This window comes from Paenibacillus sp. RUD330, assembly GCF_002243345.2.
Lineage (GTDB): Bacteria > Bacillota > Bacilli > Paenibacillales > Paenibacillaceae > Paenibacillus_O.
The window spans coordinates 3,320,301-3,340,126 of the sequence record NZ_CP022655.2; the positions used below are offsets into that span (position 1 = coordinate 3,320,301).

A 19,826-nucleotide genomic window follows, 5' to 3' on the forward strand; every position below is an offset into this window, starting at 1 on the left:
CCTTTTAATAGAAGAGACGGAGACTTACATAATCCGGGATGCTCCTGCCAATAATATCCTCATCAATCTCAAAAGGGAGTTTTTGGCATGGATCATGTACAGCTCGCCCGTTCTCTATTCGGCTCTTCCATGGCCTTCCACATCATCTTTGCGACGCTTGGCGTCGGCCTTCCGATGATGATCATCGCGGCGGAGGTGCTGTTTCAGCTCCGCAAGGATTCGGATTACGCCACCATGGCCCGCAGATGGACCAAAGGCTTCGCCATCCTGCTCGGCGTCGCGATCCCTTCGGGAACGATTGTCGGCGTCATGCTGGCCCTGCTCTGGCCCGGCTTCATGGAAATCGTTGGGCAAGTGATCTCGCTGCCCTTCCAGATCGAGATCTGGGCATTTTTCCTGGAAGCCTTGTTCATGTCCATTTACGTTTATGCCGCAGACAGGCTGAGTCCATGGATGAGAATCGTCAGCGTTATTTTCGTGGCTGTCGGAGCTACAGGCTCCGCCGTCCTCATCACCGATGCGCATGCCTGGATGAATACGCCTCGAGGATTCACGATTGCAGACGGCAAAATTACGGATGTGCATCCGTGGGCAGCGGTTTTCAACCCCAGCTTTTTCAACACGGCGCTCCATGTGTCCCTATCCGGCTACATGACAGGCGCATTCGCGATCGCTTCGATCGCAGCCTGGAAGCTGCTCTCCCGGAACCGGGAGCCGCGCGAGACGGCTTATCACCGCAAGGGTCTCATGCTTGCGCTCGTCATCGGCGGCGTAATGTCGCTTGCCACCGCATTGAACGGCCATAGTACGGCTCAGATGCTTCATGAATACGAGCCCGAGAAGCTGGCCGCGGCGGAGGGGCTGTTCGAAACGCAGGCATATGCGCCACTCGCGATCGGGGGAATCGTCGACAAGGAGAGCCGAGAGATCAAAGGCGCCATCGAGATTCCCGGAGCGCTCAGCTTTTTGGCCGGCAACCGCTTCGATACGGTCGTCAAAGGCTTGAATGAGTTCCCGGTGGAAAATTGGCCTCCGCTTTTCGTGCACACCCTGTTCAATCTGATGGTCATGCTCGGATCGTTGCTGATCGTGATCTCCTTCGGCGCGCTGTTCTACCGTTGGAGAAAAAAACAGCCCCTCCCCGGCTGGATGCTGAGGGTGCTCGTCCTGACCGGGCCGATGTCGCTGATCGGCATCGAGACCGGCTGGATCTTCAGCTGCAGCGCCCGGCAGCCCTGGACGATCTACCATATCCAGCGCACGGCCGAAGCCGCGACCTCCTCCCAGAATCTCGGCACGCTGTTCATCCTCTTCATCGGACTGTATGTGATGCTGATGTGCATCACCATTCTGGTGCTGTGGCATTATTTCAAGCGCAATCCGGTCCATGCCGAGCTGGCGCTCAAGCATGAGGGGGCATAACGGCCGATGAGCGATTCCAGCCTGGGCATCCTGCTGATCTGGATATTCGTATTCGCGTATTCCATCCTCGGCTCGATCGATTTCGGCGCCGGCTTCTGGTCGATGGTGTTTGCCGGCCGGCAAGGCAGCACGGCGGCGGATATCGCCAACCGCTATCTGTCCCCGACCTGGAAGGTGACCAACGTCTTCCTCGTCCTGCTCGTCGTCGCATTCGTCGGGTTTTTCCCGTTCGCGATGCCGATGCTGAGCTCCCTGCTCGTCGTGCCCGTCTGCCTCGTGCTGCTGCTGCTTGCGCTGCGCAGCACCTTCATGGTCTACTCCCAAATGTCGGCCAACTATGTGGCCCAGCTCCGGATCGTCTCGGGGGTGACGGGCCTGCTCATTCCCGGCCTGCTCATCACGGTGCTGCCGGTCACACTCGGCGGTTTCGTGGAGCTGCGGGCCGGCCACCTGCAGGTTCTGACCGAGAAGCTGCTGACCAGCCGGACCTTGTATGCCCATCTCGGCTTCGGAATCGCGAGCGAGCTGTTCCTATCCTCCGTGTTTCTGGCCGACTATGCCCGGGAATCGGAGGACCGCCAAGCGTACGGCATCTACCGCAGCATCGCGATGACGATCGGGCCGTTGACCCTTCTGACCGGCATGCTGGCCGCTGTCGCCATGAATCCGGAGGCCCAGTGGATCGTGGAGAGAATGAAGGCGCAATGGATCTGGTTCGCGTTGTCCGCGCTGTTCTTCGTCGCCGGCTACAGCGCATTATGGTGGAGAGGAAGAAGCGGCTGGACCGGGGTTCCGCGTGCGGCCGTCGTGCTGGTCATCATCCAATACGCCATGGCCAGCTTCGGCTACGGCAGCGCCCATCTCCCTTACTTGATCTACCCGCATATGACGGTGGAGCAAGGCTTCACGAACCACGCCATGTTCGTATCGCTGCTGGCAGGCTATAGCGTTAGCACGCTGGTTCTCGTACCGGTGTTCATCTGGTTCTGGCTGCTGTTCCTCAAGGACAAGCGGTACTTGAAGCCCTGAAAAGGAATGTACAGGAAAAAGAGGCTTGCGTCATGCAAGCCTCTTTTTCAAGCGCCCTCGCACTCGGTCAACTTCGAATCAATGTCTCAGGGCGGGCTTCATCTTTGATAAAGATGTCATTGATGATGTTCACATGCACATCGATTTTCTGCTCCAGCCTAGGAAACCATTCTGATTTCCACTTCTTGATCTGCTCTTGAGACAGCTGCGGACGGAAAATGACCCCGATGCCCAGAACATCCGACCGATAGCCTTTTATTTTTTCCACCGTCCTTTCAAAATTCCGATTCAATTGCTCCCGGACCTCATTTTCGATTTCCGTATTGCTTTTTCCGCTGGGGCTTTCGGCAATGACGACGTCCAGGGTCATATCCGTCCATAAAGACGGCCCTTTTTCAGACCACCGGCGATGATGTTTCAGGGTCGATTTTTTGATGAGGACGCTTGTATTTTTCGCAACCTCAATCGTCCCGCCCGTATAGTTGCCTTTGAATAAATTGTACAAAAAGGTCTCTTCCCGATTCAGCTTCCCGACCATGCGGTCCTCGCGCATGACGGCCGTTCCTTTAAAAACATACAGGGTGCGGTCGCCATTCTGGAGCATCGGCACGGCCATATCTTCCGAGTAGGAATTCTGGCTGCGATAAGCCTCCCATATCCTGACAAGCGATTGGTTGGGCGTCCACCCTGCTTCTTTGTTAAAGAAGTCATAGGTTGAAATTTCAGGTGTCGGCGAAATAACATGATAAAGCGTTTTGTCGAAATCTCCATCCACGATGGCCATCATGCCTTTAATGGAGATATCGTTTGCTCGTACCGCATAGTCGATGATATCGCGGATCCCTTCATGCGCAATGGAGAGGTCGAAGAGCATCAGCCTCAAATGCACCAGATTGATGCTTTTTTCGGCATCCGTCCGGATCAGGTCGATCGCTTTGCTGATGGAAATGGCTTCTTTCTCCAAAAACTGAACTTTGCCCGACGCATTCGGGATTTCCAGAACAATCTTGTATTTCTCTTTGCTTCCCTTTCCGATTCCCATAACGACAGGAAGATACTCCTTATTGATGTCTTTCGTATCCCAGCACCCTTCCAGCAGGACCGTCATGCCAAGAACGAGAACGACCAGCTTCATCCTCAGGCTGTTCATGCATGAGCCTCCCTTCTGCGCCGCAATGTCGACAGATAGACCAGGATGGGAAAACCGACGGTTGAGTACAGGCATAGGTACGAGTTGATATACAAATATTTGTCGAGAGTTTTTGCATTGGGTATCCACTGGCAGGCAAGGTACAGAACGATACCGAAAAGGATCAGCAGCCAATGGCTCTTTATTCTAGGCAAGTAAAGCTGTTTCAGGATGGTCAGGAGCATCCAAAGCAAAACAGACACCTTTATCAAGCCCAGCCCGCTGGAAGACACGACATAAAAACTCGGCAGCCAGTCAAAGACGACCCACTCCAAATCGACGGTGTCGGAAGCCATCAGCATGGGATATTGGAAATGGACCGCTGTTTCACGGCCGAAAATGAGCAAGGGGATATAGACAGAGGTTAGAGCGAACAGGAAGATAAACCCGATCAACGCAGAGGCTGTGCCAAAACCGATTCTCAAATGGGACGGAGTCATCCCCAAAAACAAAAAGCCTGCGAACATGATTGTCCCCACATAAAAATCCGGATTCCCGATAAAGGAGAATTTCGCATCCCAAATCGGAAAGATATAATCGAAATTGAAATTGCCTATGCTGATCAGCATGGAAAAAAGGATGAATGGCACGAACAAAACTAACCATCCCATACTTGCCCGAATCATCACGGAAAGCCCCTTCCAGGCCCCGTACATGCAGATGGCGACAAAAACAGCCGACGTAGCGGAGATCGGCGTTTTCGGGAGCAGCACCGTTCTTATCTCTATCGATAGGTAATACGTTAGAAGGATGATTTCAAGAAACAAAAAAACCAGCAAGGGGAACAGCATGAGTCCGGCTCCCCATTTTCCAACGGCATCACGGCAAAGCTCCGGAATCGATTTGCCCGGAAATTTCGACATGGCTCTTAAATAAAGCCAAACGGCCAGCAGCTCAGCCAAAAAAAGGATTGCAACCGGCATCCATTGCGCTTTGGGGGCGGCAGCCATCATTCGTTCGGGGAAAATGGCGAATATAGAAGCCATATGCAGAAGAAAAAAAAGGATGATCGACTGGAACTTATTCATCAGCAATCTTTCCCTTCAGACTGAAGCTCAAGTAAGGTACGGAACAGGTCGTCAACGATGCCAAGTATAGCGTCAGCCAAATCACTGCGGCCTCCAGACCCCAAATGCCGAAAAAGGCGCTGACAATCAGAACGACATACTTGTACAGCCTCACCCCGACCGCATTCATGTAGCTCGTCAATGCAAAATTGGATATCGCAGAGGCAACCAATATAATAATGAGCAGGTTGCTGACCAGCTTGGCCTGTACGATTGCCTGTCCCAGCAGGATGCCGCCGATCATCGTAATCGTCGGACCAATGTTTTTGGGCAGCCGAATCGTGGCCTCTATGATCATTTCCAGCAGCAATAAAACCATCAGCGCTTCAATCAGCGATGGATACGGCACGCCTTCCCTGCTCTTGGCCACCGTGATGGCCAGCTGGATGCGGAGGAGCTCGGGATTGACGGAGTTGAGAACGACATACAGGCCTGGAAGCGTGAGAGACAACAGCAAGGATGCTCCGCGAATGGCACGGAGAAACAGTTGAAACAGAAGCGGGTAATGGACATCCAGGGTAGTCGACCACAAATCGGAGACGATCGCGGGAAAAGCGAAAGCAAAGGAAAACTGGTCCATCAATATGACCACTTTTCCATGAAGCAGATTTTGCACCGTCTCTTCGGGCAATTCGGACGAAATATAGGTTGGAAAAAGAGTGAATTTAGGATGCCCCAAAATTCGGGTCAAGTCCCGTACCGTGGTAAGCTCCTGCCGGGCATTTTCATCCAGCTTTTTTTCAACCGCTTCAATCACTTCCGGACGCGCTGTTCCCTTCAGGTAAACCATGGCGAGCTTTTTTATCGATTGGTTGCCGACGAATCGGGTTTCGATCACCAACTGGTCCGAAATCATTTTTTTTCGAATCAGTCCGATATTTATATCCAGATCCTCTGTAAAGGCATCAAATGCCGACTGCAGGGGATTTTCGCTGTTGGGAATCATGACCGGCCTGGAAAGCTCCGCATGTTCAGGTTCAATGATGGCGACAAATCCCTCTCCGCCAAGAAGGATGAGCTTTCCTTGCAGCACAAGATCGTACAAGGCATCCAGCGATACGGCAGCATCGGCTTCCATCGAATGGAGCGCATCCCATTTCAAGTCATGGTTTCTGTCGATGCCGATTTGATTGAGAATCGACAGCGTCATCGGGAGGTTAACTAGAGTACGCAGATAATAGGCCTTGAATTTCTCTCCTGCAACGACGATTTGCTTGCATAGAAAGTCCGATCTTTGATGAAATCGCTCCTGCAGCCCGCTCTCCAAGCGATGCACAATCTCCGGATCAACATACTGCAAAATTTACCACCTCTTTCGAGGTATTATGCCGGTTCCCCAACCTCTTTATGCAACGTCGGCGCCGGCTTTCCCTGTGCGCCGGCCGCGCCTCAAGGTGACGGAAGGAAAGAGGACATGACCGTAATCATTGGAGAATTCATCCTATCACATTTATTTTATGTTGCAATTGCAACATAAAATCGTTACCCTTTAGTTATTCCCCAACCGTTTTGGCTTACTGGAGGCGATAGCATCAAGGAAATTCTGCGTGAGATCGGAATGATAGCCAGGGCTTTGGACTCGATCAGCAATATCGAATTCAAAAAAAATGACCTGACCAAAGGCCAATACCTCTACCTGGTGAGGATTTGCGAAAATCCCGGCATCATCCAAGAAAAGCTGGCTGGAATGATCATGGTGGACCGCACCACTGCCGCACGGGCAATAAAAAAGCTCGAAGACAATGGGTTCATCCAAAAAACCGATGATCCCTCCAATAAGAAAATCAAAAGACTGTTTCCTACCGACAAAGGAATCCGACTTTACCCCGTGATCATTCGCGAGCATGACTACTCCAACCAAACGGCGCTCAAAGGGCTTTCCGGGCATGAATCCGAAGTCCTTTTCGGCCTTCTGCAGGCAGTCAGAAAAAACATTGAAGCCGATTGGGATCTCGTAAAAAAAGGCGGAACAAGACCCTATTAAAAAGGAGAGCTGCAAGGATGATCGACACAAAAAAATGTGGAAGCGGGGATGTGCTCCGGCTTCAAGAAATCGGCATCGAAACCTTTACAGAAACTTTTGCAGACAACAATACGGCTGAAAATATGAACACGTATTTGGAGAAGGCATTCGATCGGCATCAACTGCTGCAAGAATTATCTAACGAACATTCCGAATTCCACTTCATTTATGTCCATAACGATGTTGCCGGTTATCTAAAGGTCAACATGGACGAGGCTCAATCCGAAATGATGGGCAGCGACTCCCTTGAAATTGAGAGAATCTATATTAAAAGAACCTTTCAGAAGCAAGGTCTAGGCATGCATCTCTTCAACAAATCCATCGAGATCGCCAAAAAAGCGGATAAGAAAAAAATATGGCTTGGCGTGTGGGAGAAAAATGAACAAGCCTTGAGATTCTATGCCAAAATGGGTTTCATCCAAACCGGAAGCCATTCCTTTTTTATGGGCGATGAAGAGCAGACGGACTTGATCATGACAAAGCGGCTTGACGGCTTGGAAGCCGATCTTTAAGCCCCTCTCACGCAATACATGAAGTAATGGCTACGGCCATCTCTAAAAGAAGAAGGCCAGGAGTGGACATCGCTTTTCGTCGAGAAGCATTCCGGATTCGTTGAGAATGAACGGAACGGAAACAGTAAAGGCCGCAGCATCGGCTGCGGCCTTTACTTGTTCCAGTGACGCCTAAGATGCGGTTCTAATTCCGTCTGACTATTCGGGCCGTTTGACTTGTAGAGGCGGTGGAATCAACCAGCCTTTTTCTTTATTCATTTCCAGGATTTTCACGCCATCGGCTGCTTTGACCGTGTGGTATTTCAAAAACAATGCACCGACGTCCTCACGGATGGACATCCCCATTCCCTGGCTGCAGCTGACTAAGCCTGCGGCAATATCCATCGACAAGGCTGCTGCAATCTCTGGATCGCTGAATCTGGCCCCCACTGGGATATCCTCGAGGTTGACTGGAGGGCGCTCAGGAAGTGCAGGTGCCGGCGCGATGCCGTTTGCTGTCAACAAAGCATCCACTTCTTTGGCTTCCTTCTTTGCCTGTTCAATAAGGTTTTCAAGTAGTTTCTTCAGATCTTTGTCTCCAGCATGCGAAAGGAAGGCTTGATATGCCGAGACCATTCCTTTCGCGCCTACAGAGTAGGTCCATATGGCGAATATCTCGCCGTAGTGCAGAGGCTCATCTTTCGGGTTACCGCCTAAAATAGACATTTTTGCATGCTCCTTTTTAACATGAACTGATATCGACGGTTGATATGGTACCCTCTGGATAAAGCCTGTATGCATCGCTGTCATCCTAGCCTTTGAGCCGTCATTTCCGGATCGGATCTGCATCAGCAGCAGGCCGTCTGGAATATTATTCTTCCGGGCAATACTCAGGAAGTTTCTATTCGAATCCCTTCACGAAGCATTCGCCCCATTCGTTCGCATTCTCACCCTGGAGATCTCCGATCGGTTCGGCACAGCTCTTCACTGCTCTTCAACCATGGAATGGAAATATTCTCCCATTTAATGCGTAACTATTTACAAAGGAGGTGATCAGGGTGATGCAGGGAGGGATGGAAAGTGGATGGGGATTCGGAGCCAAGCGACATCTATCCAGCTCTCTCCAAAGCAGACGGCGTGGCATGCATTCTCTTCGGATCCATATGTCTGCTTCTTGGATTTGCCTGTGAAAAAAGCAAAAAACCCTTGCTCCGCAAGGGTTTTTCAGTATGATCTGTAGTGGGCTCGAACCACTGACCCCCACCCTGTCAAGATGGTGCTCTCCCAGCTGAGCTAACAGATCATGTTAAGTATTTTTCTTTTGTTTTTATGCCTCGTCTCGAGGACAGTTATTAATATATCAAAACCCCAGAACCGAGTCAACACTTTTTATGGATTTTTTTATTTTTCTTTTAGGGAGCGTTTACATCCTCGGTCGACCGAAACCAAAGCCCCTTCCCTGTCGTCAGCATTTACAATATGGAAATTGTTTCATGGGAGGCTTGCTCGATATGATTCCGAAACGCACAAGGGCGGCCGCTGTCCTTGTTTGGGCTCTCGTGCTGCTGGTCTTTACCGGCACCGAAAACCTCAACAACCTGCTCCTGCACAAGCAGCTCGTCTTTGTTTTCAATCCCGAGCCGGATTTCGCCGAATTTTTCAACTGGACTGACGTCACCCGCATTCATCATGTCTGGGTCATCGTCAAGCTGGGCCATTTCATCGGCTTTGCCATTCTTGATCTGCTGGTCTTCAACTGGCTGCGCAATCGGCCCGCCTCGCTGCTGATTTCCATCTTGTTCGCCCTGGCGACTGAAATCCTGCAGCTTTATCTGAACCGAGACGGCCGCCTTTACGATGTGCTCATTGATTCCTTTGGAGCCCTGACAGCCGGCCTCGTCTCCCACGCTCTTTTCCGTCTGCAACCGATCTCTGCACCAACAAAAAAGCAATAGTTTTATTCAATCAACATTCTGTTTCAAAGCATTTAGATCGGTTAATATTGAATATGCGATATGTACAAGTTTGCTCATAAACCTTGTCTGTGCGTTCGACATCTTATCGATCTTATAAGGAATAGGAGAATGAACAATGTCGAATAAACATGAAATTATGAGAAATATCGAAATATTGAGAGAAATTCTGAACAAATCGGCCATGGGAAAATCCGGATACAATCTGGAGCTTAGCCAACGCCTGGATGAATTGATCGTTTCCTATTACAAAGCCGGGTAAATCGTCCCCGTTATCGTCATATAGGTGTACTTTTATCAGCAGCAGGCAAAGAGCTCTTCTAACCAGAGTCTTTTTGTGATACGATTTGTATCATAAAAGATCCTTACCTAGGAGCTGCCCATGCTGCTTTTTCGTATGCTCACCACTCTAGCCCATTTTGAAGCGGCCCTAGCGGCCAAAGCTTCCGTCGCCGTATACCGCAGCGGCAGACTTTTGGAGCCCGGCGCTCCTCTGCAGCTGTTCAACGAGCATACCGTCAAGATAAGGGGAAACTATTATTTCCGGGACGAATGCCAGTTCGAAAGCTGCCAGCAGGTGCGGCCCGCTTCCTCGGAGGCATCCGAAACCGGTTGAGCTCCCCGCCGGCACAAATAACCGCCCCCAACAGGAGGCGGTTATTGTCATTTACACTCAAGCCTGTTTTTTCCTGTCGACCAGCCACAGCGGAATTCTCAGCGCCATGTTGATGAGCAGCACCACGATGAGCAGGACGGCGGCAGACTTGCTTGCGATCTCGGCCGCATCCGGAACGATAGCCTCCGACTGCACATACCACAGATGCACCGCAAGTGTCGCTCCGGGAGACAATGGATCGAAATCCCACATGATGCCGGAGGTCGATACGCCCGCCACGAGGACGATCACGGCGCTTTCGCCGAATGCCCTGCCGGCCGTCAGGCAAATGCCGGTCATGATGCCGTTCAGAGCGACCGGAAGGCATACCTTGAAGATCGTCTGGGTATGCGTCGCCCCGAGTGCGAGCGAGCCCTGCTTGTATTCCGGCGGAACGGAGCGCATCGCCTCTTCCGTCACCCTCGTCAGGAGCGGCAGATTGAGCAGCGCCAGGCTGATCGCTCCGCCAAGGATGGTCAGGCCGATTTCCATGCCCTCGACGAACAGAGCGATGCCGAACAGCCCGAAAATGAGCGAAGGCACGGAGGCAAGCCCCTCCACGCAGATCCGCACGAATCCGATCAGCTTGTTGTCCGGAGCGAACTCGGCCAGATAGATGCCAGCCGCCAGCCCGAGCGGGATGGAGATGGCGAGCGACAGGATCAGAATATAGAAGGAGTTGAACAGTGCCGGTCCGATTCCGCCTCCGGCATCGATCTCGCTCGGCAGCCCGAAGATGAAGTTCCAGCTGAGACCGGGCATGCCCTTTTCCAGGATCATCCCGATCAGAGCAAGCGTAAACAGCGTGCAGCCGATGCCGACCGCCCACACGAGAGCGGTGAACATCCGGTCCGATCTGCGCTTGCGCCTGACCTGCCTGCGGTCCGACATTCCAGTTGCGGCCATGCTCATCCTAATTCTCCCCTTTCTTCTGAAGCAGGCGCACGACCGCGATCATCAGCAGCGAGATCGCCAGCAGCAGGAAGCCCATCATGTAGAGGGCGTTGTTCCAGGTCGAATCGAAGGGCACGTTCGGCATCTGCATGACGATGTTGCTCGTCAGCACCGATGTCGGCTTCAGCAGGCTGTCGGCCAGCTGCGGCGTGTTGCCGATGACCATGACGACGGCCATCGTCTCGCCGATGGCGCGAGCCATGCCGAGAATGCACGCCTGGACGATGCCGCGGCTCGCCGCCGGCAGGATGACGCCGGTCACGGTCTGGAAGCGGGTCGCTCCCAGTGCGTACGAGCCCTGGATATATTTGCGGGGAACGGTGCGGATCGCATCGTCGCTGATGCGGGTTATGGTCGGCAGGATCATGATGGCCAGCACCAGCGACGCCGCCAGCACCCCATCCCCGAGATTGCTGCCCGTCACGGTGCGCAGCGCCGGAATGAGCAGCGTAAGCCCCATGTATCCGTAGACGACCGACGGTATGCCGACAAGCAGATCCAGGATCGGACGGATTACCCGGGCCAGTCTGGACGGAGCGAGCTCGGCAAGGAACAATGCCGCCAGTATCGATATCGGCACCGCAATCGCCAGCGTAAGGGCGGTGACCATGAAGGTGCCCGCGATAAAGACGAGCGCTCCGTACTTGTCGTTCTCAGGCTCCCACTCGGCGGACAGGAAAAACTCCCGCAAGGAGACGCTTTGGAAGGTAAGCACGCCAGTGCGGAACATGAAGAAGAGCATCGTCAGCAGGACGCCGCTCACGAGTACAGCCGCTGCCGCGCACAGAATGCGGAAGGAGCGATGGGCAAGTCGCAGGCGCAGCCTGCGTCCGATGCCTGCAGGCACTCCGCCGGATTGCTGCCGGGCGGGTGCGGAAATGGATTTGCTCATAGGAAGGGCCGGTCCTTTCTGGCCGTATAATGGATGCCCAAAAGCCGAGCTTCAGCTCGGCTCCGGACTTTGTTCAAAGAATCGAAGAGAGGATGAATCTTATTTCATTGCCGTAAGCGGAATGAATTTAAGCTTTTTCAGCGAGCCGTTCTGGAACTTCGCGCTTTGGATGTACTCGATGAATGCTTTCGTGGCGCCTGTAGGCTGGCCTTTGGTCATGAAGTAGCCGTAGCTCCATACTTTGTAGCTTCCGTTGATGACGTTGTCGGTCGTAGGAGCGACGTTGTCGATTTTCAGAGCCGTCATTTTGTCCGTCACATACACAAGGTCGATGTATCCGATGGAGTTGGGAGTCGTTTCGATGGCGGTTTTCATGTCGCCGCTCGATTTGACTTCCTTGTAGTTGTCGCCTTTGGTGATGAAGTCCGTGCCTTGCAGAGCTTTCATCTGGAAGTTGACGCGCGTGCCGGAACCGAAGGCGCGGTTGACGACGACGATGTCGGCATCCTTGCCGCCTACGTCTTTCCAGTTCTTCACTTTGCCGGAGAAGATGTCCTGCAGCTGCTTGGTCGTCAGGCCGCTTACGCCTGCGCTTTTATTGGCGATCGCTGCGAAAGGAATGACCGCTACCTTGTTCGCTACCTGGCCGTCGAATTTGCTGAAGCCCGGCACGTCCGTGGAAGCGTCCCAGTCGCAGGCGCCGATGTCGGCGATGCCTTTGCGCACGGCTTGAGGACCCGTTACGGAGCCGGCAGCCGATGCGGAGATGCGCACCTTCGGATTCAGCTTCTTGAATTCATTGGACGCCTGAAGCGTCAGCGGAAGCAGGGCGGAGGATCCGTTCACGACGATTTTGCCGCTCAGCTTGGAGGCTGCGGCCGTAGCCGCGCCGCCGCCTACCGCACCCAGCAGAAGTGTTGCCGCGAGTGTAAGAGTCGTAAGTTTTCCGTACCATTTCATTGTGTAAAATCTCCTCTCGTATTGGGGAATGTTCCGAATAAGGCCGTTTCAGACCGAAAGAATTATTTCGTCAGGGAAATCCATTTGCCGCCGCTCAGCACTTGCAGCTTGCCGTCCGCGATAAGAGCCGCCTTGCTGCCGTCTTTGGAGAGAGTAAGGTTGCTCGCGCCTTCCGGAGCGTCGGCGAGCTTGCTCACGCTGCCCGACTCTTCGTTCAGCACATAGACGGAACGGTCTGTCAGGATGCCGACATAGGAACCGGCCTGCACGGCTTCCTGCACGTCTTCCTTGTCGAACGCAACAGCTTGTCCCGCTGCCGTGGCGGAAGCCAGCTTGGAATTCGAGCCTTCGTCTCCAGCTTGCACGTAGTAGACTTTGCCGGCTGCGGAACGCTGGATGAACAGCTTGCCGTCGTCGGATTTGGTCACTTGAACAGGCTTTGCGTCGGTTTTGCCGAGGTCGAGATCGAACAGCTGCGGGTTCGTCTGGGAATCGTCGATAGCCACGTCATCGAGCTCGACCGCTTTGGCTGCGTCGGCCGTCACCGTGCCGGCCTTGACGACGGAGTAGGACAGGCCGCCAGCCGTTACGGACAGATCGCCCTTGTACTCGACCTTGTCGTCCAGCACTTTGCTGATGGCTCCCGTCGCCACGTCGGCTGCCGCGATGACATTCGTCTTGTCGCCTTGCAGGAAGTAGATCGACTTGCCGTCAGCAGACCATTGCAGATTGCTCTTGATCGAAGTGTCCGTACCGATCTTGGCCATGCGGAGGGTATTCAGGTCGACGGTGTGGAGCGTGCCGTCCGTTTCGGAGAAGGCGACGTGTCCGCCGTCCGGGGAGACGACGAGATCCGAAGCGCCGCTCGAGCTCAGCAGCTGGCTGTATGCGCCCGTGGTAGCATCGACCAGGTAGTCGGTGCGTCCGCTTTCGTCCGATACAGAGACGATCAGGCGGCCGTCGCCGGCCCATTGAGCCGTTTCCGCGCCTTCAAGCAGCTGCAGCGTCTGGATGCTGATGCCGCTGCCGTCGAGCAGCGAATAGCTTCCGCCGAGAGCTTGCACATACGAGGCTCCGTCGACGTAGTTCGCTTGCTTCCACGACTGCACCACTTGACCGAAAGCCGTTCCGTCTTCATTCAGAGGCTTGGAGCCGGCTTTGACCAGAACGGAATGCTCGCCCAGCGTAATGCGGATTCCCGCACCCTCCGGCATGATCTCCACTTCGGCGCCGAGCGCCTTGGCTGCGTCCGATACCGATACGAGCTGCTGGCCGTTCAGAACGAGCGTGCGGAGTTCGGAGGATTGGCCGTTGACGGTCCATTGAAGCTTTCCCGTGCTTGGTTGCGATGCGGCTGCTTGAACGGCTCCTGCGGATGCTGTGCCGAGCACAGCGGTAAGTACGACTGCGGCTAACTTGGATCCCGTGGACATAGTTCGATGCTCACCCTTCTTCGCGACGATTGTCGCCTGTAATGTATGACCGACGGCCCAGTCGGCTTGTTGTTCGGGCCTGCCACACCTCTGGCTGTTGAAGCCGTATGTATGACTAATGTCCTGTACAACCTCATCCTAACAAGGGATTGTTTAGGGAATATTTTGGCAATGTGGATCTATTGTAAAGAAAACTCCGTACAGAGACTTGCCGGAGCCGAATATACTGGTTCTAAAGGAGTGAATGTCATGGCCAGCTACCGCATCATCGTGGACCTGTCCGACCGGGCCTTGTATCTGCTCGACGGGGATACCGTCGTCCGCCAATACCCCATCGCCGTCGGCAAGGTGCTCACCTCCACTCCCGAGGGGGAATACCGGATCATCAACAAGCAGGAAAACCCCGGCGGTCCGTTCGGGGTGCTCTGGATGGGGCTGTCCCGGCCGCACTACGGCATCCACGGCACGAACGATCCCTCCTCCATCGGTAAAGCCGTGTCCCACGGCTGCATCCGGATGCACAATGAGGATGTGCTCGCCCTGTCCGCGATGGCGCCTGTCGGGACGCGCGTGACGATCCGTTCCTGAGCGGAGGATCGCAACATCCATTCCGAATTCTGCGTCTGTATGGGTGAGTGTGGGAATACTTCCCTTATGGAGGCGATGGAATTGAGAAAGCACCGCAGACCGACTTCGCCGGCTCAACCGGCGAATGCAGATTCCGTAAAAGATAGAGGCCCCGTCCATGAACACAGCAAGCGGATGCGAAAGAGGCCGCTTTTGACCGGCGGCCTAACCTTTGCTTTGCTGCTTGGATGCGTGCCTATGGTGTCGGCCTTCACCGATATCGACAACGACCCCCATGCGGCGGCGATTCGGCAGCTGGAGCAATCCGGCATTGTCGGAGGATCGGGCAGCGGACAGTTCAAGCCGCAGGAGAAGCTCAGCTACGCCGAGGGAGTGTCGCTCGTCGTCAAGGCTTTCGAGTTCAATCTGGACAGGCTTCGCTTCATCCGCGAGCCGCTGGCCAGCCAGTATTTCCCCGGCATGAACGATAAGGCCTGGTACGCCTCCCCGTTTCTGGCCGCAGCCGCGAACGGCGTCCAGTTTCCCAAGGACATGAGCCCGGGCGCATCCGTGACGCGCGAGCAGTTCGCCGATCTGGTCGCCCAAGGCATCCATCATTCGGGCGACTATGCCTTTACCCAGCAGGCGGTTGTGTTCAAGGACGAAAACGCGGTAGCCGAGCCTTACCGGGCAAGCGTGCAGATGCTTCTCAAGCTAGGCATCGCCAAGCTGGATGAAGGCAAGGAATTCAAGCCGAAAACGGCCGTAACTCGAAGCGAGGCGGCCGCATGGATCAATGGAGGGGTGACTTTCGTGGACAAAATGAATGGAGACAATGGAAGCGTGCAGAACCCTGCGCCTTCGGCATCGCCACTGCAGGAGCTGGCCTTGACGGCCAGCAAGCTGAGCGACAAGGTGCAGGAGGTGAAGGTTACGGCGCAGGCGCCCAATCCGGGTTACGGCCTCGTCATTGCCGGCATCGAATTTTCGGGCACCAAAGCGATCCTCTCCGTGGAGGTCGTCCCGCCGAAGCCGGGGCAGATGAATCCGCAGGTCATGACCGAGATATCGGCGGTCACGTACATCGGCTCCTCCTACACGCCGGAGCTTCGGCAGACGCAGGATGAAGGCGGCATAGCGGCCCGTCCGTTCAAGGGAGGAATCCTTCCTGGGAAAAATGCGCGTTGACGCCGGGATACCGGCTTAGCAGCTCGTCATAGAACCGGTCCGCGGCGGCCGGCGCATAATCGGCTTCCAGCCCCAGGCTGCGGTACAGCTCCCGCATGCCGAGCTGTTCCGAGCGCCGGCCGCCGCTGCCGTCCCCGCGGTGGAAATCGTCGACGACGATTCTGGCGCCGGTTGCGGCCAGCTTGCGCGCGAATTCGGACGTATGCGGCAGCAGCGGAGATACGGCCGCTTGTACGGGCACGCCGGCTTCCCGCAGGGCTTGCAGCGCCTTCCATCTCGCGGCCAGCGGCGGAGCCGAGGGAGAGAAGCGCCGCCGCATCGCCTCATCATCCGTTTCGATCGTCACGCTGACTCGGATCCTATCGCCGAATTCGCCGAACAGAGCGGCGTCTCCCGCCACAAGAGGGCTCCGGGTCTGCAGCAGCACGAATCCGGGCGGCCGCTCAAGCATCAGCTCAAGCAGCCGCCTCGTGAGACGGCGCTCGGCCTCCGCGGGCTGATAGGGATCTGTCGCCGAGCCGAAAAAGACGCTCACCGCTCCCTTGGCGGATTCTCTTGCCCACTCCCGGCGGAACGCCGCTTCGTCCAGCTGCTTGACGTCCACCCAGCTGCCCCACGGCTCGCCGCGGAACAGCCCGACCGGCATGCGGCGGACATAACAGTAGCTGCATGCGAAGCTGCACCCGCTGTACGGATTCAAGGTATGGCTGTAGCCGGCGAGGTAACCGCCAGCGGGATTCAGCCAGCGCGAGGGCTTGCGCCCCTGGTTAACGGCCATCCTGCGCTCTCCCTCGCCCTGAAGCCTCTGCCTTGCGCTCCGAGCCGGAGGCGCCAAGCGCTGCCGCAGCCCTCCCGTCGCTGGGATCGTCAGCATCCAGGGAAGCTGTCCGGCACCAGTCGATCGGCGTCATGCCGTTTTGAAGCAGGAATTCGTTCGCCCTCGAGAAAGGCCGGCTGCCCAGGAACCCCCTGTGCGCCGAAAACGGGCTCGGATGCGGGGAAGCGATCAGCAGATGACGGCTTCCGTCCAGGAAGGAAGCTTTCTCCTGGGCGTGCCTGCCCCACAGCATGAAGACGGCCGGACGCTCCCTCTCTCCGATCAGGCGGACGATGCGGTCGGTGAACCTTTCCCATCCGAGCCCCTGATGCGATGCGGCTTGTCCGCGCCGGACGGTCAATACGTTGTTCAGCAGCAGCACTCCCTGGCCCGCCCAGCCCCGAAGATCGCCGGATTCCGGCACGGGACAGCCGACATCCTCGTGCAGCTCCTTGTAGATGTTTTTCAAGGAAGGCGGAATGCGGACTCCCGGCTGGACCGAGAAGCTGAGGCCGTGAGCCTGTCCGGGACCATGATAGGGATCCTGGCCAAGAATGACCACCTTGACCTCCTCCAGGGAAGTATAATGAAGCGAGTTGAAAATATCGTGCGGGTCCGGGTACACGGTTTCCGAGCGGTATTCTTCCGCCAGCTTGCTGCGAAGCTTCTTATAATAGGGAAGAGACATCTCCTCCTGCAGCAGTCCGTCCCAATCGTTGCTGAAATATCCGGCCATGCCAGCCCCTCCTCCATGACGGGATCGACCCGCTGTAATTTGACAATGATAGCTGTAGAAAGTAAGATAAATCAAGCGTATATATGAAAGAAAGAAGCAGGTGATTGTACCTTGAGTTACCGTCCGATCGTTACCGGCAGCAAGCTTGCGGAGCGCAATGACTCCACGGGGCTGTATCAGGTTGTCGTGAAGCTCAAAGACGGGGGCGAATGCCGTCTGTTCTACAGTCCGCTGGGAACCAAAATCAACCGTCTGCAAACGACCCCATGTCCGGTGTGCCGCAGGGATTACTACTGCAGCTGCATGGACAACTTCGTTGAAGAAATCTCCGGTCAGGTCGACCTGGAAGAACTGAAGGCCGCTCAGCCGGCATCCAAGTAAGAGCCCCTCGGAGGCTCTTTTTTCTTTCTCTTTTTTCTTTCTCTTTTTTCTCCATCCCTTTCCGACTTTGGGGCATGGACAACTTACCCCGAAGGCCGCTCCTCGAAAACACCGTTTCCATTTTCGGGAAATCGTTTAATTCAATTAAAAACTTGCCGATATAGGAAGAAAGGGAACGAAAGGAGAGCGGAAAATGCGCGCGATGATGGTTGTGGGCTGGATCGTGGCTCCATTTCTCATGCTGCCGGCACGGTGGAAGAAACTTCCCGGAACGGCGAAGGCTTGGGGCGGCATTTGGACGGCCGTGCTTCTGGCTGTGCTCGCCGCCACTCTCTTATCCTCCTCTTCCGGAGGCAATCCGGCCCAGACAGTGCAGGCCAAGGCCATACGCGCCCAAGCGGAACCAGCCGTGCCCGGAAGCGCCGTTCCGGTGAAGGACGGCGGCAAATGATTGCGGAGCCCATGATCGTCTTCCCCGCGGGGATAACGGCCATGGGCTTTTTTCAACGGGAAGCCATGCTGAAGTCCCTCCCCTGCCCGCTCATCCGCCGAGCCAGAAATGCATGCAAAAAACGCACCTGCTCCTCGATCCGGGCCGGATCCAGATGTCCGTACCCGAGCAGCAGCTTGTTCCGGAAGCCGTCCTCTCCATCCTCCCCGTCATGGCAATAGTCGATCAAAGGATGCGCCCGCACGCCTGCCTCCAGGCACTCCGCCGCAAACGTCCTCCCGCATTCCAATCCCGCTACCTCCAGAACGAGATGCAGGCCCGAGGCGTCGCCCTGACAACTTGCGCCGCTGCCGAAAACCTTATCGATCGCGCTCAGGAGAAGACGGCGCTTCTCCCCGTACTCCCGTCTCATCCGACGCATATGCCTGTCCATCCTTCTGCTGCGCAGAAATTCGGCCAGCGCGGCTTGCTCGAGCATGGGATTCTGGACGCCGGCGAAGGTGCGCCTCCTGCTCCACTCCTCGTGAAGAGGCTCCGGCAGGATGACGTAGCCGATCCGCAGGGCAGGAAACAGCGTTTTGCTGAATGTGCCCGCATAGATCGTCCTCGAGCCGTCCATGGAACAGATCGGGCTCACAGGAGCTCCCGAATAGCGGAACTCGCTGTCGTAGTCGTCTTCGACGATGTAGAAGCCATGCTCCTCGGCCATGCGGATCAGAGCGGCCCTGCGGCTTGCGGGCAGGATGCCTCCCAGCGGAAATTGATGCGACGGGGTCACGCAGACGGCCGACACCCGCTCTCCATCCAGAGAGTCGACATCCGCTCCCGCACCGTCCGCCTTCAGCCAGCGGCAAGGATATCCCTTATCCGCAATGATCGTAGAAGTGGATGGATGGGACGGATTCTCCACGACGAAGCTGCAGCCTTCCTTATGAAGCAGATCCGCCAGAATATGAAGCGCCTGAGTCGTTCCCGCCGTGATGAAAATATGACGGGGATCCACCTTCACCCCCCTGCTGCGGTGCATCCAGGCGGCAATCTCCGTACAGAGCGGCTCATGCCCCTTCGGCCCGCTGTAGCCGAGCAGCTCCGGCGTCATGCCTTCCGCGGCCTGCCGGAGCAGCTGGTTCCATGCCGTCCAAGGAAATCGGGACAGATCCGGCTGGCCGGTTTTGAAGTCGGCCTGGAGCGGCAGGGCCGCAGGCTGAAATCCGCCACCCTCGGCCTGCGGATTGCCGGATGAAAGGCCGGCAGCGGACGGGCTCAGCCTCAGCCCGTCCGCCACTCGCGTGGCAGCTCCGGGACGGCTCACGACGAAGCCTTCGGCGAGAAGCATATCATACCCTTCGGTCACCGTATTGCGGGATACGCCGAGAAGCTTCGCCATTTCCCTCGTCGAGGGCAGCTCCTCCCCTTGCAGTATCTCTCCCTTCAGAATTCGATCCTTTAGCGCCAGGAACAGCTGTCTGGACATCGCCACCTCTTGACCCGAATGCAGCTGGATTCCCCACATCGACAATCGCCCCCAACTGGATCTCTATCCTTGCCTTTGAACTGGATCTTCCATAAGTCCAGTTTACTCTTATACTTGATTATAT

At 55.5% G+C, this 19,826-nt stretch carries 23 protein-coding genes and 1 tRNA gene; 12 read left to right on the forward strand and 12 right to left on the reverse strand.

The annotated features are described in order from the left end of the window. Positions 1–87 precede the first annotated feature (87 nt). Together CIC07_RS15075 and CIC07_RS15080 are read left to right on the forward strand one after the other, a co-directional pair. Positions 88–1,422 (forward strand): cytochrome ubiquinol oxidase subunit I, encoded by a 1,335-nt coding sequence (locus CIC07_RS15075; protein ID WP_076354999.1) that lies wholly within the window; start codon positions 88–90, stop codon positions 1,420–1,422. A gap of 6 nt (positions 1,423–1,428) precedes the next feature. After that, positions 1,429–2,451 carry a cytochrome d ubiquinol oxidase subunit II gene (locus CIC07_RS15080; RefSeq protein WP_076354997.1) on the forward strand — a complete coding sequence of 341 codons (1,023 nt, stop codon included), beginning with the start codon at positions 1,429–1,431 and terminating at the stop codon, positions 2,449–2,451. 67 nt (positions 2,452–2,518) lie between these two features. Here CIC07_RS15080 and CIC07_RS15085 read toward each other — a convergent pair whose 3' ends face one another. Genes CIC07_RS15085 through CIC07_RS15095 form a run of 3 tightly spaced genes read right to left on the reverse strand, consistent with a single transcriptional unit; the run spans position 2,519 to position 6,007 of the window. Further along, the gene (locus tag CIC07_RS15085) at positions 2,519–3,601 is read right to left on the reverse strand and encodes a Ger(x)C family spore germination protein (protein WP_076354995.1); all 1,083 of its coding nucleotides are present in this window, start codon (positions 3,599–3,601) and stop codon (positions 2,519–2,521) included. Then, positions 3,598–4,668: a GerAB/ArcD/ProY family transporter gene (locus tag CIC07_RS15090; RefSeq protein WP_076354993.1), complete on the reverse strand. Its 1,071-nt coding sequence runs from the start codon at positions 4,666–4,668 to the stop codon at positions 3,598–3,600. The genes CIC07_RS15085 and CIC07_RS15090 overlap by 4 nt, the downstream gene beginning before the upstream one ends. Next, complete coding sequence (locus CIC07_RS15095) at positions 4,661–6,007, reverse strand: spore germination protein (protein WP_076354991.1); 1,347 nt, start codon at positions 6,005–6,007, stop codon at positions 4,661–4,663. Before CIC07_RS15095 ends, CIC07_RS15090 begins: the two co-directional genes overlap by 8 nt. Before the next feature lie 231 nt (positions 6,008–6,238). On the opposite strand from CIC07_RS15095, the gene CIC07_RS15100 reads away from it, so the two are divergent. Both CIC07_RS15100 and paiA read left to right on the forward strand, forming a co-directional pair. Further along, entirely contained in the window at positions 6,239–6,691 is a 453-nt protein-coding gene (locus CIC07_RS15100) for a MarR family winged helix-turn-helix transcriptional regulator (RefSeq protein ID WP_076354989.1), read from the forward strand. A gap of 17 nt (positions 6,692–6,708) precedes the next feature. Beyond that, positions 6,709–7,242 (forward strand): spermidine/spermine N(1)-acetyltransferase, encoded by a 534-nt coding sequence (gene paiA, locus CIC07_RS15105; protein ID WP_076354987.1) that lies wholly within the window; start codon positions 6,709–6,711, stop codon positions 7,240–7,242. Positions 7,243–7,440: 198 nt separating this feature from the next. Here paiA and CIC07_RS15110 read toward each other — a convergent pair whose 3' ends face one another. Further along, positions 7,441–7,947: a DUF3231 family protein gene (locus CIC07_RS15110; RefSeq protein WP_076354985.1), complete on the reverse strand. Its 507-nt coding sequence runs from the start codon at positions 7,945–7,947 to the stop codon at positions 7,441–7,443. Positions 7,948–8,301: 354 nt separating this feature from the next. On the opposite strand from CIC07_RS15110, the gene CIC07_RS25870 reads away from it, so the two are divergent. Continuing rightward, positions 8,302–8,454: a hypothetical protein gene (locus tag CIC07_RS25870; protein WP_481855865.1), complete on the forward strand. Its 153-nt coding sequence runs from the start codon at positions 8,302–8,304 to the stop codon at positions 8,452–8,454. On the opposite strand, the gene CIC07_RS15115 is transcribed toward CIC07_RS25870, so the two are convergent. Next, positions 8,452–8,524 (reverse strand) — tRNA-Val (locus tag CIC07_RS15115). The genes CIC07_RS25870 and CIC07_RS15115 overlap by 3 nt on opposite strands. An 88-nt stretch (positions 8,525–8,612) precedes the next feature. On the opposite strand from CIC07_RS15115, the gene CIC07_RS15120 reads away from it, so the two are divergent. The 3 genes from CIC07_RS15120 to CIC07_RS15130 all read left to right on the forward strand — a co-directional run bounded on the left by CIC07_RS15120 (position 8,613) and on the right by CIC07_RS15130 (position 9,810). Next, the gene (locus CIC07_RS15120; RefSeq protein WP_083687917.1) at positions 8,613–9,176 is read left to right on the forward strand and encodes a VanZ family protein; all 564 of its coding nucleotides are present in this window, start codon (positions 8,613–8,615) and stop codon (positions 9,174–9,176) included. A gap of 136 nt (positions 9,177–9,312) precedes the next feature. Next, a complete protein-coding gene (locus CIC07_RS15125) occupies positions 9,313–9,456 on the forward strand; it encodes an aspartyl-phosphate phosphatase Spo0E family protein (RefSeq protein ID WP_083687916.1) in 144 nt (47 codons plus the stop codon). A 120-nt stretch (positions 9,457–9,576) separates the two neighbouring features. Next, positions 9,577–9,810, forward strand: a complete 234-nt coding sequence (locus tag CIC07_RS15130; protein WP_076354981.1) for a hypothetical protein — start codon at positions 9,577–9,579, stop codon at positions 9,808–9,810. A gap of 57 nt (positions 9,811–9,867) precedes the next feature. Here CIC07_RS15130 and pstA read toward each other — a convergent pair whose 3' ends face one another. The 4 genes from pstA to CIC07_RS15150 all read right to left on the reverse strand — a co-directional run bounded on the left by pstA (position 9,868) and on the right by CIC07_RS15150 (position 14,088). Continuing rightward, a complete protein-coding gene (gene pstA / locus CIC07_RS15135) occupies positions 9,868–10,755 on the reverse strand; it encodes a phosphate ABC transporter permease PstA (protein WP_442953340.1) in 888 nt (295 codons plus the stop codon). A gap of 7 nt (positions 10,756–10,762) precedes the next feature. Continuing rightward, the gene (gene pstC / locus CIC07_RS15140) at positions 10,763–11,695 is read right to left on the reverse strand and encodes a phosphate ABC transporter permease subunit PstC (RefSeq protein WP_076354979.1); all 933 of its coding nucleotides are present in this window, start codon (positions 11,693–11,695) and stop codon (positions 10,763–10,765) included. A gap of 99 nt (positions 11,696–11,794) precedes the next feature. Then, a complete protein-coding gene (locus tag CIC07_RS15145; protein ID WP_076354977.1) occupies positions 11,795–12,655 on the reverse strand; it encodes a phosphate ABC transporter substrate-binding protein in 861 nt (286 codons plus the stop codon). Positions 12,656–12,717: 62 nt separating this feature from the next. Further along, positions 12,718–14,088 carry a TolB-like translocation protein gene (locus CIC07_RS15150; RefSeq protein WP_076354975.1) on the reverse strand — a complete coding sequence of 457 codons (1,371 nt, stop codon included), beginning with the start codon at positions 14,086–14,088 and terminating at the stop codon, positions 12,718–12,720. 249 nt (positions 14,089–14,337) lie between these two features. Here CIC07_RS15150 and CIC07_RS15155 point away from each other — a divergent pair, with 249 nt between their 5' ends. Both CIC07_RS15155 and CIC07_RS15160 read left to right on the forward strand, forming a co-directional pair. After that, entirely contained in the window at positions 14,338–14,676 is a 339-nt protein-coding gene (locus CIC07_RS15155; protein WP_076354973.1) for a L,D-transpeptidase, read from the forward strand. A gap of 237 nt (positions 14,677–14,913) precedes the next feature. Further along, entirely contained in the window at positions 14,914–15,843 is a 930-nt protein-coding gene (locus tag CIC07_RS15160) for an S-layer homology domain-containing protein (RefSeq protein ID WP_159442427.1), read from the forward strand. Here the strand turns inward: CIC07_RS15160 and CIC07_RS15165 are convergent. Beyond that, positions 15,806–16,621, reverse strand: a complete 816-nt coding sequence (locus tag CIC07_RS15165) for an SPL family radical SAM protein (RefSeq protein ID WP_076354969.1) — start codon at positions 16,619–16,621, stop codon at positions 15,806–15,808. The two genes, CIC07_RS15160 and CIC07_RS15165, sit on opposite strands and share 38 nt — an antisense overlap. After that, positions 16,611–17,396 carry a uracil-DNA glycosylase gene (locus CIC07_RS15170; RefSeq protein WP_076354967.1) on the reverse strand — a complete coding sequence of 262 codons (786 nt, stop codon included), beginning with the start codon at positions 17,394–17,396 and terminating at the stop codon, positions 16,611–16,613. The genes CIC07_RS15165 and CIC07_RS15170 overlap by 11 nt, the downstream gene beginning before the upstream one ends. 111 nt (positions 17,397–17,507) lie before the next feature. Here CIC07_RS15170 and CIC07_RS15175 point away from each other — a divergent pair, with 111 nt between their 5' ends. Further along, positions 17,508–17,777: a hypothetical protein gene (locus CIC07_RS15175; RefSeq protein ID WP_048743809.1), complete on the forward strand. Its 270-nt coding sequence runs from the start codon at positions 17,508–17,510 to the stop codon at positions 17,775–17,777. Positions 17,778–17,970: 193 nt separating this feature from the next. Further along, positions 17,971–18,228: a hypothetical protein gene (locus CIC07_RS15180; protein ID WP_076354965.1), complete on the forward strand. Its 258-nt coding sequence runs from the start codon at positions 17,971–17,973 to the stop codon at positions 18,226–18,228. A gap of 52 nt (positions 18,229–18,280) precedes the next feature. Here the strand turns inward: CIC07_RS15180 and pdxR are convergent, their stop codons facing one another. After that, entirely contained in the window at positions 18,281–19,741 is a 1,461-nt protein-coding gene (gene pdxR / locus CIC07_RS15185; protein ID WP_076354963.1) for a MocR-like pyridoxine biosynthesis transcription factor PdxR, read from the reverse strand. Positions 19,742–19,826: the final 85 nt, after the last annotated feature.

Bases quoted from the DNA above. Each gene is read 5' to 3' on its own strand.
- CIC07_RS15075 (WP_076354999.1), top strand. From the start codon at position 88: ATGGATCATGTACAGCTCGCCCGTTCTCTATTCGGCTCTTCCATGGCC.
- CIC07_RS15080 (WP_076354997.1), top strand. From the start codon at position 1,429: ATGAGCGATTCCAGCCTGGGCATCCTGCTGATCTGGATATTCGTATTC.
- CIC07_RS15085 (WP_076354995.1), bottom strand. From the start codon at position 3,601: ATGAACAGCCTGAGGATGAAGCTGGTCGTTCTCGTTCTTGGCATGACG.
- CIC07_RS15090 (WP_076354993.1), bottom strand. From the start codon at position 4,668: ATGAATAAGTTCCAGTCGATCATCCTTTTTTTTCTTCTGCATATGGCT.
- paiA (WP_076354987.1), top strand. From the start codon at position 6,709: ATGATCGACACAAAAAAATGTGGAAGCGGGGATGTGCTCCGGCTTCAA.
- CIC07_RS15110 (WP_076354985.1), bottom strand. From the start codon at position 7,947: ATGTCTATTTTAGGCGGTAACCCGAAAGATGAGCCTCTGCACTACGGC.
- CIC07_RS15120 (WP_083687917.1), top strand. From the start codon at position 8,613: ATGGATTTTTTTATTTTTCTTTTAGGGAGCGTTTACATCCTCGGTCGA.
- CIC07_RS15125 (WP_083687916.1), top strand. From the start codon at position 9,313: ATGTCGAATAAACATGAAATTATGAGAAATATCGAAATATTGAGAGAA.
- CIC07_RS15130 (WP_076354981.1), top strand. From the start codon at position 9,577: ATGCTGCTTTTTCGTATGCTCACCACTCTAGCCCATTTTGAAGCGGCC.
- pstA (WP_442953340.1), bottom strand. From the start codon at position 10,755: ATGGCCGCAACTGGAATGTCGGACCGCAGGCAGGTCAGGCGCAAGCGC.
- pstC (WP_076354979.1), bottom strand. From the start codon at position 11,695: ATGAGCAAATCCATTTCCGCACCCGCCCGGCAGCAATCCGGCGGAGTG.
- CIC07_RS15145 (WP_076354977.1), bottom strand. From the start codon at position 12,655: ATGAAATGGTACGGAAAACTTACGACTCTTACACTCGCGGCAACACTT.
- CIC07_RS15150 (WP_076354975.1), bottom strand. From the start codon at position 14,088: ATGTCCACGGGATCCAAGTTAGCCGCAGTCGTACTTACCGCTGTGCTC.
- CIC07_RS15155 (WP_076354973.1), top strand. From the start codon at position 14,338: ATGGCCAGCTACCGCATCATCGTGGACCTGTCCGACCGGGCCTTGTAT.
- CIC07_RS15160 (WP_159442427.1), top strand. From the start codon at position 14,914: ATGGTGTCGGCCTTCACCGATATCGACAACGACCCCCATGCGGCGGCG.
- CIC07_RS15165 (WP_076354969.1), bottom strand. From the start codon at position 16,621: ATGGCCGTTAACCAGGGGCGCAAGCCCTCGCGCTGGCTGAATCCCGCT.
- CIC07_RS15170 (WP_076354967.1), bottom strand. From the start codon at position 17,396: ATGGCCGGATATTTCAGCAACGATTGGGACGGACTGCTGCAGGAGGAG.
- CIC07_RS15180 (WP_076354965.1), top strand. From the start codon at position 17,971: ATGCGCGCGATGATGGTTGTGGGCTGGATCGTGGCTCCATTTCTCATG.
- pdxR (WP_076354963.1), bottom strand. From the start codon at position 19,741: ATGTGGGGAATCCAGCTGCATTCGGGTCAAGAGGTGGCGATGTCCAGA.